The organism is Paraglaciecola mesophila KMM 241 (genome assembly GCF_000315015.1).
Classification (GTDB): Bacteria; Pseudomonadota; Gammaproteobacteria; order Enterobacterales; family Alteromonadaceae; genus Paraglaciecola; species Paraglaciecola mesophila.
Genome location: NZ_BAEP01000065.1, coordinates 23,583 through 39,417, shown reverse-complemented (window position 1 = coordinate 39,417; position 15,835 = coordinate 23,583). Strand labels below are relative to the sequence as shown.

12 protein-coding genes and 1 pseudogene are annotated in these 15,835 nt (G+C 45.7%); 5 read left to right on the top strand and 8 right to left on the bottom strand.

What is annotated here, in order from left to right; genetic code table 11:
• Positions 1-73: 73 nt before the first annotated feature.
• Positions 74-2,809, bottom strand: a complete 2,736-nt coding sequence (locus GMES_RS16235; protein WP_006993836.1) for a M14 metallopeptidase family protein — start codon at positions 2,807-2,809, stop codon at positions 74-76.
• Positions 2,810-3,027: 218 nt separating this feature from the next.
• Between GMES_RS16235 and GMES_RS16230 the strand changes: the two are divergent.
• Positions 3,028-3,900: pseudogene (locus GMES_RS16230) on the top strand (aminotransferase-like domain-containing protein); the annotation flags it as partial.
• Positions 3,901-4,424: 524 nt separating this feature from the next.
• Positions 4,425-5,741, top strand: coding sequence for a YHYH protein (locus GMES_RS16225; protein WP_006993834.1), 1,317 nt, complete (start codon positions 4,425-4,427; stop codon positions 5,739-5,741).
• A 141-nt stretch (positions 5,742-5,882) separates the two neighbouring features.
• On the opposite strand, the gene GMES_RS16220 is transcribed toward GMES_RS16225, so the two are convergent.
• Positions 5,883-6,185: a YkgJ family cysteine cluster protein gene (locus GMES_RS16220; RefSeq protein WP_033187574.1), complete on the bottom strand. Its 303-nt coding sequence runs from the start codon at positions 6,183-6,185 to the stop codon at positions 5,883-5,885.
• 236 nt (positions 6,186-6,421) lie between these two features.
• On the opposite strand from GMES_RS16220, the gene GMES_RS16215 reads away from it, so the two are divergent.
• Positions 6,422-8,500, top strand: coding sequence for a S9 family peptidase (locus GMES_RS16215; RefSeq protein ID WP_006993832.1), 2,079 nt, complete (start codon positions 6,422-6,424; stop codon positions 8,498-8,500).
• A 113-nt stretch (positions 8,501-8,613) separates the two neighbouring features.
• On the opposite strand, the gene GMES_RS16210 is transcribed toward GMES_RS16215, so the two are convergent.
• Positions 8,614-9,153, bottom strand: coding sequence for a DUF924 family protein (locus tag GMES_RS16210; RefSeq protein ID WP_006993831.1), 540 nt, complete (start codon positions 9,151-9,153; stop codon positions 8,614-8,616).
• A 149-nt stretch (positions 9,154-9,302) separates the two neighbouring features.
• Between GMES_RS16210 and GMES_RS16205 the strand changes: the two genes are divergently transcribed.
• Positions 9,303-10,469, top strand: a complete 1,167-nt coding sequence (locus GMES_RS16205) for an aspartyl/asparaginyl beta-hydroxylase domain-containing protein (RefSeq protein WP_006993830.1) — start codon at positions 9,303-9,305, stop codon at positions 10,467-10,469.
• 98 nt (positions 10,470-10,567) lie between these two features.
• Here the strand turns inward: GMES_RS16205 and GMES_RS22700 are convergent, their stop codons facing one another.
• Complete coding sequence (locus GMES_RS22700) at positions 10,568-10,738, bottom strand: hypothetical protein (protein WP_006993829.1); 171 nt, start codon at positions 10,736-10,738, stop codon at positions 10,568-10,570.
• 292 nt (positions 10,739-11,030) lie between these two features.
• On the opposite strand from GMES_RS22700, the gene GMES_RS16200 reads away from it, so the two are divergent.
• Entirely contained in the window at positions 11,031-11,426 is a 396-nt protein-coding gene (locus tag GMES_RS16200) for a DUF3718 domain-containing protein (protein ID WP_006993827.1), read from the top strand.
• A gap of 219 nt (positions 11,427-11,645) precedes the next feature.
• Here GMES_RS16200 and GMES_RS16195 read toward each other — a convergent pair whose 3' ends face one another.
• The 4 genes from GMES_RS16195 to GMES_RS16180 are packed head-to-tail and all read right to left on the bottom strand — an operon-like array spanning position 11,646 to position 15,646.
• A complete protein-coding gene (locus GMES_RS16195) occupies positions 11,646-12,620 on the bottom strand; it encodes an NADPH:quinone oxidoreductase family protein (protein ID WP_006993826.1) in 975 nt (324 codons plus the stop codon).
• A 57-nt stretch (positions 12,621-12,677) separates the two neighbouring features.
• On the bottom strand, positions 12,678-13,712 hold the full coding sequence (locus GMES_RS16190; RefSeq protein WP_006993825.1) for a phosphotransferase family protein: 1,035 nt from the start codon (positions 13,710-13,712) through the stop codon (positions 12,678-12,680).
• A 14-nt stretch (positions 13,713-13,726) separates the two neighbouring features.
• The gene (locus GMES_RS16185) at positions 13,727-14,953 is read right to left on the bottom strand and encodes an acyl-CoA dehydrogenase family protein (protein ID WP_006993824.1); all 1,227 of its coding nucleotides are present in this window, start codon (positions 14,951-14,953) and stop codon (positions 13,727-13,729) included.
• Positions 14,954-14,968: 15 nt separating this feature from the next.
• Complete coding sequence (locus GMES_RS16180; protein WP_006993823.1) at positions 14,969-15,646, bottom strand: histidine phosphatase family protein; 678 nt, start codon at positions 15,644-15,646, stop codon at positions 14,969-14,971.
• Between the last annotated feature and the right edge of the window lie 189 nt (positions 15,647-15,835).

Below are 15,835 nucleotides of genomic sequence, written 5' to 3'. Positions count from 1 at the left end.
GACCCCACTTGGTGTTTTTATTGGCGCGTACTGACTAGCACTAAACGCCATACATCATCAATTAACAGCTTAGCTATCTAGCCACATAAGCGTGAGCCGATGCGCTGAAAATAGCGTTCATCAGCATCACATTCAAACCATCAAGGTATGCGCGAGTGGTAGGCTCTTGGGTAAACGCGATCACCATTCCATTCCCATTAGGTTGATGAATAAGAAATGGCTTATACGCCAACTGCTTTTTATTTTCTTGCCATAAGTAGCCACTGGCCAATACGTCTTTCTCGCTTTTAAACCATGCAAGGTTTTTACCTGAGGCTAAACGGATAGGTGCGAAAATATCGTTACCATAAACAAGCCCTACCACTTCAGGCGCAACGCCTGCGGTGAGCCAATGCTCTTGGTCTACTTCCACATTGGCCAATATGCCTGCAACAAAATCAGGGCTCTCTTCACTGTTTTCACTGTCTTTGACTAAATCTTCACGGTTGACATAGGCTTTACCCGGAACGGTTGATAATTCGTCATCAGGCTTCTCGGCGCTTCCCTCTTCTTTGATGGCTAACTCACGTTTTATATCCAGTAAACCAATGTCTGCATCAGCCGCAAAGCGCGTTGCACTGCCAAGGGTAATCAGCACTCCACCCGCTTCAACCCATTGCTTTATATTTTGTGCACCTGCCTGACCTAGGCCACTGTGATAACGCCCTGCCGGTAAGATCAGCACCTGATAATGACGTATATCTGCGCTTGCTAACGTCGAAGTACGAATGGCATTGACCGGATAGCCAAATTGTTGCTCAATCACGAAGCGGGTATTGCCCGCACTGAGTGATGATGTGGGGTCATCCCAGGCCATGGCGATTTTGGGCGCGCTCATTAGGTGAGTATCATTACTACCAAAACTGGGGCCGTCTGTTACCCAGCTGGTATTCACACCATCGATGATGGCACCACTTTGGGCTGCCAAATCTTGCACAGTTGCAGCAATAGCATTGTCATTAGCCGCCACTTCAATAATTAAACTGCCCGCTGGATAGCGTTTTTTATCATCTAAGGTAAACGCTCGGTCAGCGGTTTTAAGAGTAATATTTCGCTGTAAGGCCGCGGTTAAAAAGCGCCCTGCGGCCATATCACCCCAAGGTACAATGTAAGCTACGGTAGCATTTGGGTTTGTTACTTTTCCCTCAAGGGTGTCAGTCATCTTCACCAAGCGATGATCACCCGATACGCCTTTGCCACAGGTATTGACGTCTAGGTTATACATTAAGGGCAATGACCAACCGGTTACATCGTAAATTTGATCTCCTAGCTTGCGTTTACGGCGGCGCTCTTGCTCTTTAATAAACGCTTTACTCATGTCGACTTGCTGCGTGAACGTAGTTTTTACGAAACGACCGCGAGGTTGAGCGGTATCAATGTAGTAGCTACCTGGTGCATATGTTTCACCGCACATTTTCACTTTTTCAGTGGTTTGGTACACATCTACGCCATGCTCTGTCATCAGTTTAGCCAGCTTGAAGTTACCAGCACGGTCACGTTTATTGGGCAAAATAAAGACGCGCTCTTTTTTATCAGACTTACCTGCATCTATGGCGTCTACCTGATACTGGTAGTAATCCTTAAGTAACTTGCTGCGATTGTTAGCAACGGTTTCAGCGGTGGAAATAGAGGCCACAAAGTGACGCAATACGGTATCTTCATAACTCAAGTCTTTGCCGTCCATGCGGCGATACACTTCACCGCGGGATGAGGCCACTTCATAGGTAGATGCAGCAGCGCCATAAAAGGTCGGCCAGCTATCACCATAACCTGGGTAAAAGGCATCAAAGATTTCCCGGGTAAAATAGTCAAAGCCGTTAGCATCGAAATGCTTAGCATTATTGCGCCCTACCAAATTGATATTGTCGATTTGCGCTTGGGTCATATGTGGATTAACAGGCTGTGCTGACGGGGCAAAGTAATAACTTTCATCGCCACCCATTTCATGTAAATCAATGACGACTAGTGGGCGATACTTATTCATACCGGCAATTCGGCCTTTCGTTTCAGGCTGAGTGATGGCCAGCCAGTCACGGTTCATATCAAAAAGGTAATGGTTTGCCCTGCCACGAGGCCAAGGCTCATTGTGCTCAGCGGATAATCTGTCACTGCTGTGCATCATGCCCACCGTAGAATAATAGTTGGCAATAAAGCGGCTGCGACCATCTGGGTTTTGCAAAGGGTCAATAAACACAATGCTGTTTTGCATGATGTTATCAACCGTTGCATCCCCTTTACCCGCAAGTAAATGATAAGCCGTCATCATGGCGGCATCGGTACTGCTTATTTCATTGCCATGCACGCTGTACTCAAGCCACACGGATGAGGGCAACGTGTTCATTAAATTTTTGGCTTTACTTTTATTGGTGATACGCGGGTCAGACAATGCCTGCATATCAGTAGAGAACTGCCCCAAGCTGGCAATATTTTGCTCAGTGCCAATGGCCGCATAAATAAGCTTACGCCCTTCCCACGTTTCCCCGTATTCGAACAGTTTAATCTGCTTAGGAGCGGCTTGTTGCAGGGCTTCAAAAAAGCGCAGCATGTCTGGGTGTGACGTTATACGCTCGCCAACTGAGTAGCCCAGCACGCTTTGCATATTGGGAATAGCACTATCATATTGAACCGATGGCCAGTTAGCGGCTTTAGTAAGAGATTTTGGCGTAGCAGCGAATGGTGTCAAACCAGACTGCGGTGCGGCAAGTGCGAGCGCGCTTATGCACGTCAACGCACCCAAAATGAGCGGTTTAATAGTGTGTTTAAGAATCATATTGTTCCCTGATATAAGTGTGCTTTAGTTGACTTTTCCATACGACTCGTACAGATGACCTTTGTAGGCGTCTTTTATTATTCAGGCATATCATACCCAAAGTCCCCAACGATCCCAGTAAATAGCGAACAAAATCGTAAACAAATATTCCGCTTCTCCTCTTGAGCGTCAGTGGCCTTAAAATTGTACATAACGACTCTTAGAATGGCTGCTTAGATGCCGTGTTAATTGCGCTGGAAAGCGTCAGTCAGGCTGGCGATGTTATCGCTGTTAGCTCACCCTGTTATTCAGGTTTGCTGGATATTCTCGCTACCATTGGGCGCGCTGTTATTGAAATTCCAAGCACGGAAACAGGCATGGATTTGGTCCAGCTCGAAAGCGCTCTAATAACGCAAAAAGTCAAAGCCTGTTTATTCACCGCTAATCATCAAAACCCCACGGGGCACAGTTTAGGTAACGAACAAAAGCAAGCCATTGCTGAGCTGGCCTCAAAATATCAGGTACCCATTATTGAAGATGATGTCTTTAGAGAGCTTAGTCATCAGCGGACAATACCGTTGCCGATTAAATATTATGATCTACAAGGCTGGGTGATCTGGTGCTCTAGCGTGTCAAAAACGCTTGCACCAGGCCTGCGAATTGGGTGGTGCGTGGCGGGCAGATTTACCGATAAATTTATTCGTCAACGTCAGGCGAGAACTTTAGGGGTCAATCAGCCTATACAGCTAGCGCTGGCGCGTTACATTGCCAAAGGTTATTACGCCACCCATATAAATAAGGTGAATCGAGCGCTCAGGACAAACAGTGACCAATACATCGCGTTTTTGCATGCGCACTTACCAACACACGCTGATGTGTACGCCCCCAGCGGCGGCTTAGTGCTATGGCTTACACTGCCTGCAGTAGACACACAAACACTTGCGGACGAGCTTAGCGAAAAAGGCGTGTATGTAAAAGCAGGGGCTCAGTTCTCAAGCACTCGCTTATGTAATGACTGCCTGCGCATAAACATGGGGAATCTGGCAAGTTCAGCAATATACGTACAACTAAAACAGCTATGTAAATTGGCGCGCAAGCGCATGAACACGTAAATACATATCGAGTGTAATACTTCGCTATTTAACCTGAGTTCTGGATAAGAAATGTCGCTCCAATATAATTTAATGCTATAATTCAATAACTTACGAATTTACACCCAAGTTGTTTTACTCTATAGCTTACTCGGTGACGAAATTTTTCGTGCATAGCAAGGCGGATTGGCGTGTGTAGTAACGAGTTATTGCTAGACAATCCAACGCAGTTAGGCACAAAAAGAGCGTTATCGAGAGGCTCGGCTTATCCAGTATTCAGGTTATTTAGATCCCGTCACACATTTGCACCGGTTCTGCACACTTCAAGGCGGTAATCCAGCTTAATTCATTAAAGCCTGCGTGATGAATGCGGTATTATTTGTTGAATGTCATCATACTGATGTCCAAATAGGTGAGAAAGCCAGCTACAGGATTGATCCGTGCTGATGCTAAATATAGTTGAGCAATGCGTTATCTCTTCGAGCATGGTTAATATCTATCAGTATTCATTAAGCTTAATACAATCACTTAACACAAGGTGCCCTATGACCCGCCGTCATACACTAACACGCAGCAATATATACCCATTATCCGCTGACAAAACGCGAATACTAAAACCACTTCGATTCGCGCTTATTGCGCTCGCCGCTCCCCTTGCCATCTCGGCTTGCGGTGATGACTCCTCATCAACTCAAAAATCCACAGCAGTGCAAAGTGCAACAGCCGATGCATCTCAAGTGGATATCAATTTATTCAGCCTCAATGCGTTGGCCAAGCAACCAGAAATTGTGGACTGCACGTTAGAAAATGGCGATAACGCCCAATGTGCGAAGTTGGTAGTTAAGTATCTGCCTGATGAGATGGAAATTGGCCCATTTTGCCCTAAAACACTCGATGCTCAAGGCGGCATCTGGGACTGGGACGGCACAAAGGCTGGTTTATATCGTTTAGATAAAGACTTTCTCACCATGCTGAATGAACAAGGCTATACCTTTTATGATGACGACGGCACGGTGCATATTGTGGATAATGCGACAGCCAAACCCACTGTCGATCATGCTTGTATTCAAGTATCAGAAGACCAAGACGTTAAAATCACTTTATTGATACCGACCACGCCTGTGATGGCAGAAACAGCATCGCGTTTAGGCGTGGTATCTAAAGTGGGTATTGCTCTTGCTGGCGTGCCTATTTTCTCTGATGCCCCTAGTGTGCAGCGCACTGGTCATCTACCCGCGTTAGACACCTGCGCTGGCCATGTTGACCCAGGTGGTTGGTACCACTATCACGGCACGTCCAGCGATATTGATACCGTATACGCCCATGAGCATGTGGACGCCAAGTGCACTAACTTGACCCAAGATCCAGCGGCGCTGTTCGGTTATGCTTTTGATGGCGTGCCCATTTATGGCAGTGTCGATGCCGATGATGTCATGCCGACAGACTTAGACGAATGTAATGGTCATACAGGATTGATTGGTGACAGTGATATTAGCGCCTATCATTACCATTCAACCAGTGAATTTCCAAATTTACCTAAATGCTTAAAAGGCGTGGTGGCTAAAAACAATTTCTCAACTACCGCCCAAGCAGGCGTTGGCGCCCATCCACCCGAAGGGACTGAAATCACCCGTAACGAGCCACCCGGCGGCGGTCGCCCTCAAAATATGGATAGAGACGGTGACATGGCCCCCCCTGGATTCGATAAAGCAGCGGAAAAACTTGGCGTAACGCAAGCTCAATTGATGCAAGCCATGGATGAAGCAGGCGGCCCTCAGGCTGATTTGGCCAAAGTAGCCAAAGCACTGAACGTAACTGAAGCAGAGTTAAAAGCTGCTCTACCCCAGCGGCCAAATCGCTAATCCTGTATATCCAATGGATGCTAATCGTTATTAGGGATGAACGATCCTTGAGGAGTTGATTAATCGCTCACTGCCATAGGGTAGATGCCGGTGAGCGCTCCTAAAACGCCAGCTCATGGCCTTTACGCTTTTGACGTTTTGTCATGTGCGTTCATCGAGACATTCAAAGCCGCCCATCTCAAACTCACGGCAAATAAGCGGGCGGTTCTCATATATAGTGCACAGCATGGTCTCTCGGTCGACCGCAGCGCACCAGCCGTCTTCTAAACGAAGCATCACTTCCCCGCCCCATTTGTCTTCTTCAATATACTTTTCAGGCACGCCCGTATCTGTTATCAACATCACTTCAAGGCGGCAACAGTTCGCCCGGCACGTACTGCAGGTTATGGCTTCGTTGATCGGTAAGTTGGTTACGTCTATTGTCGTGCTTTGTTCTAACTTCATCTATTGAGTATAAATATGCCGCTGTTGATAAAGCGAATTTTACACTATTTGCTAGGGTTGAGGTGCCATTAAATGACTACAACATGACTAAACTTAGATATTAATTGAGCATAAACTTGTGCAACTGACCGGCAACATTTGTAGTCTGTCTCATTGGGTATTCTTGATAACCAATGACTGTGCTAGTTTATTGAAGATAAAACGAATAAATAACAAAAACGACAGGGAACATGCACGTGAATTTGATTAAAAAATCTGTAGCGCTGGCGATGCTGGCTGCACCAATTGCATTTAACAGTAGCTACTCGCTGGCTGATACAGCAAAAAACACACTTAAACTGGAGGATGTTTTCTCCTTGGAATACGCCTCAGGACTGGATATTACCAACGATGGTGAAACGGTCTACTTTGTACGTAACTACATGGATATTCAAAACGATAAAAAGCGTGGCAATATCTGGAAGGTCGACAAAAACAAGGTGATGACCCCAGTTACCAATGGTTTGCACGCGGATTATAGTCCTACTCTTTCGCCAGACGAAAGCAAGTTAGCCTATATATCGACCGCAAGCGGCGCTGCCCAAATTCATATTAAATGGCTAAACACCGGGCAAACGGGTCAAATGACTCACCTAACTGGCTCTCCTTCTAATCTTAGTTGGTCTCCCGACGGTAAAATGCTCGCATTTAGTCAGTTTGTAAAAGGTACGCCTAAATCCCCCGTGAATTTGTCAGGTAAACCAGAGGGTGCCAAATGGGCGGACTCGGCTATATTTATCGACGATTTGTTTTATCGGGCAGACGGTGCGGGTTATATCCCGGCGGGAAATAGCCAAATTTTTGTACTGTCAGCGGATGGCGGAACCCCACGGCAACTCACCCAAGGCGAGTTTGACCACGCAGGGAGCATCAGTTGGAGCCGCGATAGCAAAGCCATAGTCTTCTCGGCTAATCTTCGTCCTGACAGCGATTTAGAGCTTACTGATGACAACGTATATAAAGTGGATGTAGCAAGTGGCGATATGCTGCAGCTAACCGATCGCATTGGTCCAGATAACAGTCCATTGGTCTCTCCTGACGGCAAATTGATTGCCTATTTGGGATATGACGAAAAATACACCAACTACGAGAATACTCAGCTTTACATCATGGATGCTAATGGCGGCGTGAGTCGCTCCCTTACCTCTGAGTTCGACCGCTCGGTAGGTAGTATAAAATGGGCGAGCGATAGCAAAGGTTTGTACCTAAGTTATGACGATAAGGGTGAAACCTATGTGGCATACCAGCCCTTACAAGGTGAACGGAAGATTGTTGCTGATAAAGTCGGTGGCTTGGCGTTTGGACGTCCTTACTCAGGCGGTGAGTTTGATGTAGCCAACAATGGCACCGTGGCGTTCACTTACTCGAACCCGCAGCGCCCAGCCGACATCGCTATCAAAAAAGGTGACAAAGCCAATTTACTCACCCAATTAAACGAAGATGCCCTCGCCCACAAAGACATTGCAAGCATTAAACCATTGAACCTTAAGTCGTCTTTTGATGAATTGCCTATTCAGGCATGGGTTGCTTACCCGCCAGGATTTGAACAAGGCAAAAAAGAAGGCAAACGCTACCCGCTTATTCTGGAAATACACGGTGGACCGGTTGCCAATTACGGGCCGCATTTTTCCACTGAAATTCAGCTTATGGCGGCTCAAGGTTATGTGGTGGTATACGCAAACCCGCGAGGAAGTGATAGCTACGGCAAAGACTTCGCGCAAACCATTGATAAAAACTACCCAAGTCAAGATTACGATGATTTGATGTCCACCGTTGATGCCGTTATTGCCCAAGGCGCAATCGATGAGCAAAACTTATTTGTTACAGGCGGCTCAGGTGGCGGCACCTTGACCGCATGGATAGTGGGACACACCGAGCGATTTACCGCAGCCGTCGTCGCCAAGCCGGTAATAAATTGGTACAGCTTTGTACTAACGTCTGATTTCTACCCGTTTTTCTATAAAAATTGGTTTGGTAAAAAGCCGTGGGAAGCACAAGATTTATACATGAAGCACTCGCCTATCAGTTATGTAGGCAACGTCACCACACCCACTATGTTGCTCACTGGTGAGTCAGATCACCGCACGCCGATTTCGGAAACAGAGCAGTATTATCAAGCGTTGAAATTACAGGGTGTTGAATCAGCAATGGTGCGTATACCCGGCGCATCACACGGCATTTACGCAAGGCCAAGTAATCTAATGGCGAAGGTAGGCTATATCCTGTGGTGGTTTGATGAGCATCGCACAGATAAAGACACATCTAAAAGCGAATAATAGCTGATTGAGCTTAGATTCTGTTGCAATATAAGCAGGCTCGAATATCACGTTCGCGCCTGCTTTTTCCCCCTAGCCTTTATCTACCTACCCTGTTTATCAACACCATGCGTTCAAAAACCTGAGTTAGGCTCGGTTAAAAATACCCGCTCTTCTTTACTCGAACTGCGCTGCAAAATATCATTCCTATGGGGGTAACGGCCAAAGCGCTGGATAATCGCCATGTGCTTTAACTCAAAATCGAAGGTATGTTGACTTGCTTTGTTTTCAAACAAGGACCGCGCTTGCTGATGAATAAGCAAAGATTCACTGTGCATAAACGGCATATACATAAAATTACGCTGGGATTCGCTTAGGGCGTCATCCGCTTTTACGGCTACTGCCTCTTGTGCTAAAGCAAGTACTAGTGGGTCGTAACAGAATGCTTTAGCGGTATCGCGGTAAATATTGCGCGAGAACTGATCTATCACAATGATCTCCGCCAAGCGCCCTAAAGCACAGGCGCGCCAATGACTCAGTTCGCAGTGGATCGCTTGCTGATGAACATCGAAAAATCGTTCTTTTAGATCAGCATCAAAAGCTGCGCTTTTTTGCCACCACTGGGATGGCGTAAGCTCATTAAACCAAAACTGAATAATGTCTTTGTAGGTCATTTTTTTAATTCCCGGGCAGTTGGTTGGTGAGTATTTCACGGTTGAATTTGAAGCTCACAGTGACAGTAAAAGACGATAAAACGAAAAGAGGAACTTGTTTTTTCGCGGCTAAGAAAGTAGCTTAACACGATAATAATAAGGAACATCTCATGAGCGACACCTCTTCTACGGCGCTGCAACTGCAGTCTGCCATCGAACTATTACAACAGGGTAAAATACAGCAAGCCAGAAACAGCTTTCAGCACTTATGTAGCCTAGCACCTAATGTGACTCACGCTTGGTTTGGATTGGCTTATGCGTGCTCTCATTTGAACGATTTTGTAGCGTCTATTTCAGCGATCGAAAAAGTCTTGGAAAAAGAACCGAAAAACGTTAAGGCATTAATTTTCAAGGCGGACCAACTGGTATACAACCAGCAAGAGCGAAGCGCTTTAGCATTCTATGAAGGGGCATTACAGCTAACAGAAGGTCAGCAAAACTTGCCCGATGAAATTGTACGAGGTTTGCAACGAGGTTTAGCACTTCGTGAAAAGCATGATAACCAATATTCTAACTACTTACTTGAAGCACTGCAAAAGAAGGGTTATCAAAGGGGTAAGATCAGCCGTCGCTTCGATGAGGCATTAGATATTAGTTTCGGTAAAAAAGAAATATTCCTGCAACAACCTACACGGTTTTACTTTCCAGGATTACCTCAAAGAGCATTCTTTGAACGTGATGAGTTTCCTTGGCTCAGTGAGTTGGAAGCAAAAACACCCCAAATGAAAGCTGAGCTAGAGGCAATGTTGGGAGGAAAAGAACAGTTTTCGCCTTATCTGGATAGCGGCAATAATGAGCCAAATTTTGCTAAACACCTTGATATTGTTGACAACTTGAACTGGTCGGCCGCCTACTTATGGCGCTATGGTAAGTTGGACGAATCAATCACTCGCCAGTGCCCTATAACCATGCAAGCGCTCAAATCTGCTCCCTTACCTTTTATTGCTGGGCAAACACCAGTGGCACTGTTTTCTAAACTAAAAGCTGGCGTTAAAATACCACCTCACCATGGGTTATTGAACACTCGGTTGATATGTCATTTGCCCATTATTGTACCGAAAGATTGTGGTGGTCTACGCGTAGGAAACCAAACCCGAGAATGGGAGGAAGGTAAGGCCCTTATTTTTGATGACAGCATAGAACATGAAGCATGGAACAATAGCAACGAGGAGCGTGTGGTGTTGTTATTTGATATATGGCGACCAGAATTGACTGAAGATGAACAACGCTTGATCACAGATATGTTAGTGGCTGTTGATGAGTACCCTGACCTGTAACCAGCTAGCAACCTAATTCATGCCCTATGAATAATATGGCATGCCGCAGTGCTCAAGTTAGCTTTGCATTGAGCGCTGAACAAAGGTAACGGCGCTGATTAACTCGCTTTTCGTCTGAAAATTTTACCAATACCGAGCCAAAATACCCCTTCTAGCACAATGCCTAACACGAAAAAAGCCACCACACCTGTCATACTCCCTGCCGAATAACATAATAACGCAGCAAGAATGACTGCAATAGATAACAACACTCTGTACATCACTTTCATGACGTTCTCCTTATTTCGTTTCTTTGCATTAAACCAGTTACCTATCACACTAAATAACGCACTTAACCTAGGGTAGAGTAAAGCAGCTGCACGTGTTCAGCACTAGCTTATAACTGCAACAAAGTGTGACGCTGCGGGGGTCACTTAAAGTATGCTTTGGGTTAGCCTAAGGTATAGAGCCTTATACCTTAGTATCACCTTGTAGATTTTTTAATCAAGCTACATGGCGTTTAATAACCTCAACGAAACGAGATTGTATTTAAACATCAAATTGAAAACCGAGGAATTGACCATGTTGAAAATTGTTAAAGCTTCTATCGCTATCGCCGCTACATCTATTATCTTCGCTGCCCCTGCACAAGCGGACGTAGCCGAAGCATTACAAAATATATGCACTATCGTAAAAGCCGATGATAAAGGCGAGTTACGTAAAAAGATGAAACGCGTGCAGTCTGATTACCGCCTTAAGTTACAAGATTACTATTCTGGCATCAGCTGTGGTGGCAACAGCCTTATCCGTACCGCGATGTTAAATGATGCGGTTGAAACAGGCACCCTAATGGTTAAAAAAATGCCTAAAAGTGATTTAAGCTCTCCTGAGCAAGACGGAAAAACAGTTGTGGCTTGGGCATCAGAAAATGGCTTAACCGCCTCACCTATTGTTGCTGTTTTAAACGACCGTATATAGTCACCTTATAGCGCAATACTGTTTTAGCGTGTTGGCAACAAATTTACTCAAGGTGTTGGAACTGACGCAAGTAAAAAGACAATGATTAATTTTGTTGTTCAACACGCATCAAAAACGAAACGGGCCTCAATTGAGGCCCGTTTTTTTGTGTATAACATGTGTTTCGAAGAACAAGTTAGGACGATAATCAGAACAGGAGTTAAGACAAGAGACAAAAAACTAAGGGTTAAGTGACATTTTACCTTTTACTTCTCGGCCCATAACTTTATTCAATGCATCTTTTGCCTGCGCTAAAGGCAATGCTTCATCGACAACCACTTTCACCTTGCCCTGCACATACCAGGTTAATAACTCTTTCATATTTTGAGCGAAGTCTTGTGGTTGATGCTGAGTAAACGAGCCCCAAAACACGCCGACCACGGAATAACCCTTCACCAATGATAAATTCACTGGAAATTCAGGAATAGTACCACCTGCAAAACCAACGACCAGTAAGCGACCATTCCATGCCATAGAGCGTGAACAGGCGTGGAATGTATCACCGCCAACACACTCGTATACCACATCAACGCCTTTACCATTGGTGACGTCCTTAATCGCGCTCTTTAAATCAACTTCACTGTAATTAATTAAAATGTCAGCACCGTTGGCTTTGGCCATGTCGAGCTTTTCTTGAGTTGAGCACACCGCAATCACTTTGGCGCCCATTTGCTTACCAATTTGCACTGCAGCAAGCCCAGTGCCACCAGCAGCACCTGTTACCAGCAAGGTTTCACCCGGCTGAATATTAGCCCGCTGCTTAAGGCCATGGTGTGCTGTAGCATGGGCAGTCACAAGACCTGCCGCTTCATCAAAAGAGATTTCATCTGGCAGCGGCATGACATGCGTCGCAGCACAGGCTACTTTTTCAGCGTAGCCACCTAACATACACAAGGCGATGACACGTTGCCCGACTTTAAGATGTGGAACGCCTTCACCGATTTCGCTGATCACGCCTGCTACTTCGTTACCCGGTATAAACGGCACTTCAGGCTTCATTTGATACAGCCCTTGTACGATTAACCCATCAGGAAAGTTAACGCCACAGGCTTTAATGTCTACGACGACTTGGCCTTTGCCAGCTTTTGGGTCTGGTACGTCTTTGTATTCCAAGTCCTCTACTGGACCAAAAGCATTACATACGATGGCTTTCATGTTTGACTCCGTTATCTGTTAAAACGCCGCTTAATCGGCGGCGTATGTAGCTGTTATTTATTTAAGAATTTTTAGGGCGTATTGCGCCAAAGGTTGCACAAGCTTGCCTACTTGCAGCGCTTCTTTGTTCGATGCATTGCCGTCAACCGCGCGCTTAGCCACACCTTGTGCGATAGCCCCTAGTCTGAAAAAGCTAAATGCCAAGTAAAAATTCCAGTTCTCTATGCCATCAATACCTACCAGTTTGCAGTATTGTGCGACGTATTCCTCTTCACTTGGAATACCCAGAGCTGCTCTGTCTACATCACCCAGCCCAGTCGCTTTACCTACGTTATCTGGTAGGCGTAATTGCATACACTGGTAAGCTAAATCGGCATACGGATGACCCAAAGTCGATAACTCCCAATCCAGCACAGCAATAATGTCTGATGAATCTTTGGCGAACATCAAGTTGTCCATACGGTAGTCACCGTGTACTAACGAGACTTTGCCATCATCGACTGGAATGTTTGTTTCTAACCAACTTATAAGTTGATCCATTTCAGGAATTTCGTGGGTTTCAGATAAACGATATTGCTTGGTCCAGCGACTTATTTGGCGCTCAAAGTAATTACCCGGCTTACCATAGTCCCCTAGGCCGACCTCATCCACATTGACACTGTGCATGGTCGCCATGACTGTGACCATATTCTGGTACATGGTGCTGCGGGTTTGTTTATCGGCCATTTCCGGTAACGAACTGTCCCAATAGACGTTGCCGTCCATAAACTCCATGACATAAAACATACTGCCAATGACATCAACGTCTTCACAAAGATGATAAACCTTGGCCACTGGGACATCAGTGTTTTCCAATGCTTTGATAACTCGATATTCACGGTCGACCGCATGGGCTGATTTCAACAACTTACCCGGCGGTTGGCGACGTAACACATAGGTTGCGTTCGCAGTTTGTAATTTAAAAGTAGGATTTGACTGTCCACCTGCAAATTTAGTGGCCTTTACTGGGCCACTAAAACCGGCAATATGTTGAGCTAAATAGGTGGCTAATGTTGCTTCATCTAGTTGCTCTACACCGCTTTGCTTACTCATTGCTCACACTCCAATTATGCGTTGTGATCTTTAATTAAATTGCGTCCTAGCTGCATCATGTGCACTTGATCTGGGCCATCAGCTAAGCGAATCGTGCGCGCGTAAGCATAACTAGCTGACAAGATAAAGTCTTGACTGGTGCCCGCTGCTCCGTGCATCTGTATTGACTGATCAATCACATTACACGCCATAGAAGGGGCGACTATTTTAATCGCTGCGATAATGTCTCGTGCGACCTTATTCCCATAACGATCCATCTTGTCAGCAGCTTTAAGTGTTAGTAACCGTGCCTGTTCAATCTCGCAATGCATTTTAGCAATGCTTTCACGTACCGACTGCTGCTTGCTAAGCGGCTGACCAAATGCAACCCGAGACTCTACCCGCTCACAGGCCAAATCGAGCGCACGCTGTGCACAACCAATTAAGCGCATGCAATGGTGAATTCGGCCCGGTCCTAAACGCCCTTGAGCGATTTCAAACCCTCTACCTTCACCCATTAATAGGCTGGAAGCAGGTACGCGTACATCGTCAAACAATACTTCAGCGTGCCCTACTGGCTCATCATAGAACCCCATGGCGCTTAGTGGGCGCACAACAGTTACTCCTTTAGTATCGATAGGCACGAGTACTTGTGACTGCTGCTCATGGCGGGCGGCATTGGGGTCAGTTTTACCCATTACCACTAAAATTTTACAGTCTTCATTCATGGCACCGCTGGTATACCATTTACGTCCATTGATGACGTATTCACCACCGTCACGCACAATTGACGTTTCAATATTAGTGGCATCAGATGAGGCTACCGCAGGCTCAGTCATCGCAAACCCAGAGCGCACCTTGCCTTCAAGCAAAGGCTCTAACCAGCGTTTTTTGTCTTCTTCTGAGCCATAACGGGCAAGCACTTCCATATTGCCTGTATCAGGAGCACTGCAGTTAAATACTTCTGAACTGAACATGACACGGCCCATGATTTCACATAAAGGGGCGTACTCAAGGTTGTTTAAACCGGCGCCATAGGGCAAATACTCTTCAGGTAAAAATAAATTCCACAAACCTGCAGCTTTGGCTTTTTCCTTTAACTCTTCAATCAAAGGCAAGGTTTTCCAGCGTGTTTCAGGATTGCTTGATGCCGCCTGAACATCTACAAGATACTGCTTTTCGTTAGGGTAAATGTGCTCATCCATAAACGCTTCTAAACGGGCGATAAGATCTTGTGTTTTTTCTGAATAATCGAAATTCATAGTATTTTATTCCATTTAACTAAACGTAACGGCACCAACACGCTCGGGTATATCAAGGTGAGGTACATTATTGAAGCTGCTTAACCGCACAGTGTCGCGATTAAAAAAGAAATGACTGTAACTGGCGTTGCGTACTTGCATGTTCAGCTCGATGACATGCTTCGCCTCAAGCTCAAGTACAATGCTCATTAGCATAGATATGGCACCACCCGAGCTCACCAACAAAACAGGTTTATCGTGGCTTTTTTGCCCTAATACATCGAGTACGTCAAATACACGTTGGCGAAATTGCCCCCATGTTTCATTGAGCATACTAGGGTCGAGCTGCTCAGCAGACCAAGCGCCCATGGCTTTTTTCAACAAGCGATAAAACTCTGCTGGAGGGGCGCCTTTTTGCACCGCGTCATTTGGGTGCTTGGCTAAGTAGGCGGCTGCGATATTCTGAAAATCAAACTCATTTAAACCGGTATGTGTGGTACTCGCGATATCTGTGTTCAAGCCCTTACAGATACCGGCGGCAGTTTCCTGATGGCGGACCATTTCCCCTAACCAGAGCTGACCGAATGTCATATTCCGCTGAGCGAAATACTCACCTAACCAAACTGACTGCTGATGACCTAACTCGCTAAGTTTGTCGTAATTGGCCGCGCCAAAAGACGCCTGACCATGTCGCACGATATAAAACTCTGACATTGAACCACCTCAATTTGAAACTGAAATGATAGTAGAGACAAAGCTATTATTAGTTTAATTGATTCTTTTAATGGTTTTGTATTGATTTACATTATGCTAATTCTCAATCGCAGCAACGGTGCGGCGTACATTCCAACTGGTTGATATCATAAAGCAAAAACCGCTCTTAACATTTTACTAACGTATTAT

What these genes read in the sequence shown, in the direction of transcription:
- GMES_RS16235 (WP_006993836.1), bottom strand. Translation starts at nt 2,809, where the DNA reads ATGATTCTTAAACACACTATTAAACCGCTCATTTTGGGTGCGTTGACG.
- GMES_RS16225 (WP_006993834.1), top strand. Translation starts at nt 4,425, where the DNA reads ATGACCCGCCGTCATACACTAACACGCAGCAATATATACCCATTATCC.
- GMES_RS16220 (WP_033187574.1), bottom strand. Translation starts at nt 6,185, where the DNA reads ATGAAGTTAGAACAAAGCACGACAATAGACGTAACCAACTTACCGATC.
- GMES_RS16210 (WP_006993831.1), bottom strand. Translation starts at nt 9,153, where the DNA reads ATGACCTACAAAGACATTATTCAGTTTTGGTTTAATGAGCTTACGCCA.
- GMES_RS16205 (WP_006993830.1), top strand. Translation starts at nt 9,303, where the DNA reads ATGAGCGACACCTCTTCTACGGCGCTGCAACTGCAGTCTGCCATCGAA.
- GMES_RS22700 (WP_006993829.1), bottom strand. Translation starts at nt 10,738, where the DNA reads ATGAAAGTGATGTACAGAGTGTTGTTATCTATTGCAGTCATTCTTGCT.
- GMES_RS16200 (WP_006993827.1), top strand. Translation starts at nt 11,031, where the DNA reads ATGTTGAAAATTGTTAAAGCTTCTATCGCTATCGCCGCTACATCTATT.
- GMES_RS16195 (WP_006993826.1), bottom strand. Translation starts at nt 12,620, where the DNA reads ATGAAAGCCATCGTATGTAATGCTTTTGGTCCAGTAGAGGACTTGGAA.
- GMES_RS16190 (WP_006993825.1), bottom strand. Translation starts at nt 13,712, where the DNA reads ATGAGTAAGCAAAGCGGTGTAGAGCAACTAGATGAAGCAACATTAGCC.
- GMES_RS16185 (WP_006993824.1), bottom strand. Translation starts at nt 14,953, where the DNA reads ATGAATTTCGATTATTCAGAAAAAACACAAGATCTTATCGCCCGTTTA.
- GMES_RS16180 (WP_006993823.1), bottom strand. Translation starts at nt 15,646, where the DNA reads ATGTCAGAGTTTTATATCGTGCGACATGGTCAGGCGTCTTTTGGCGCG.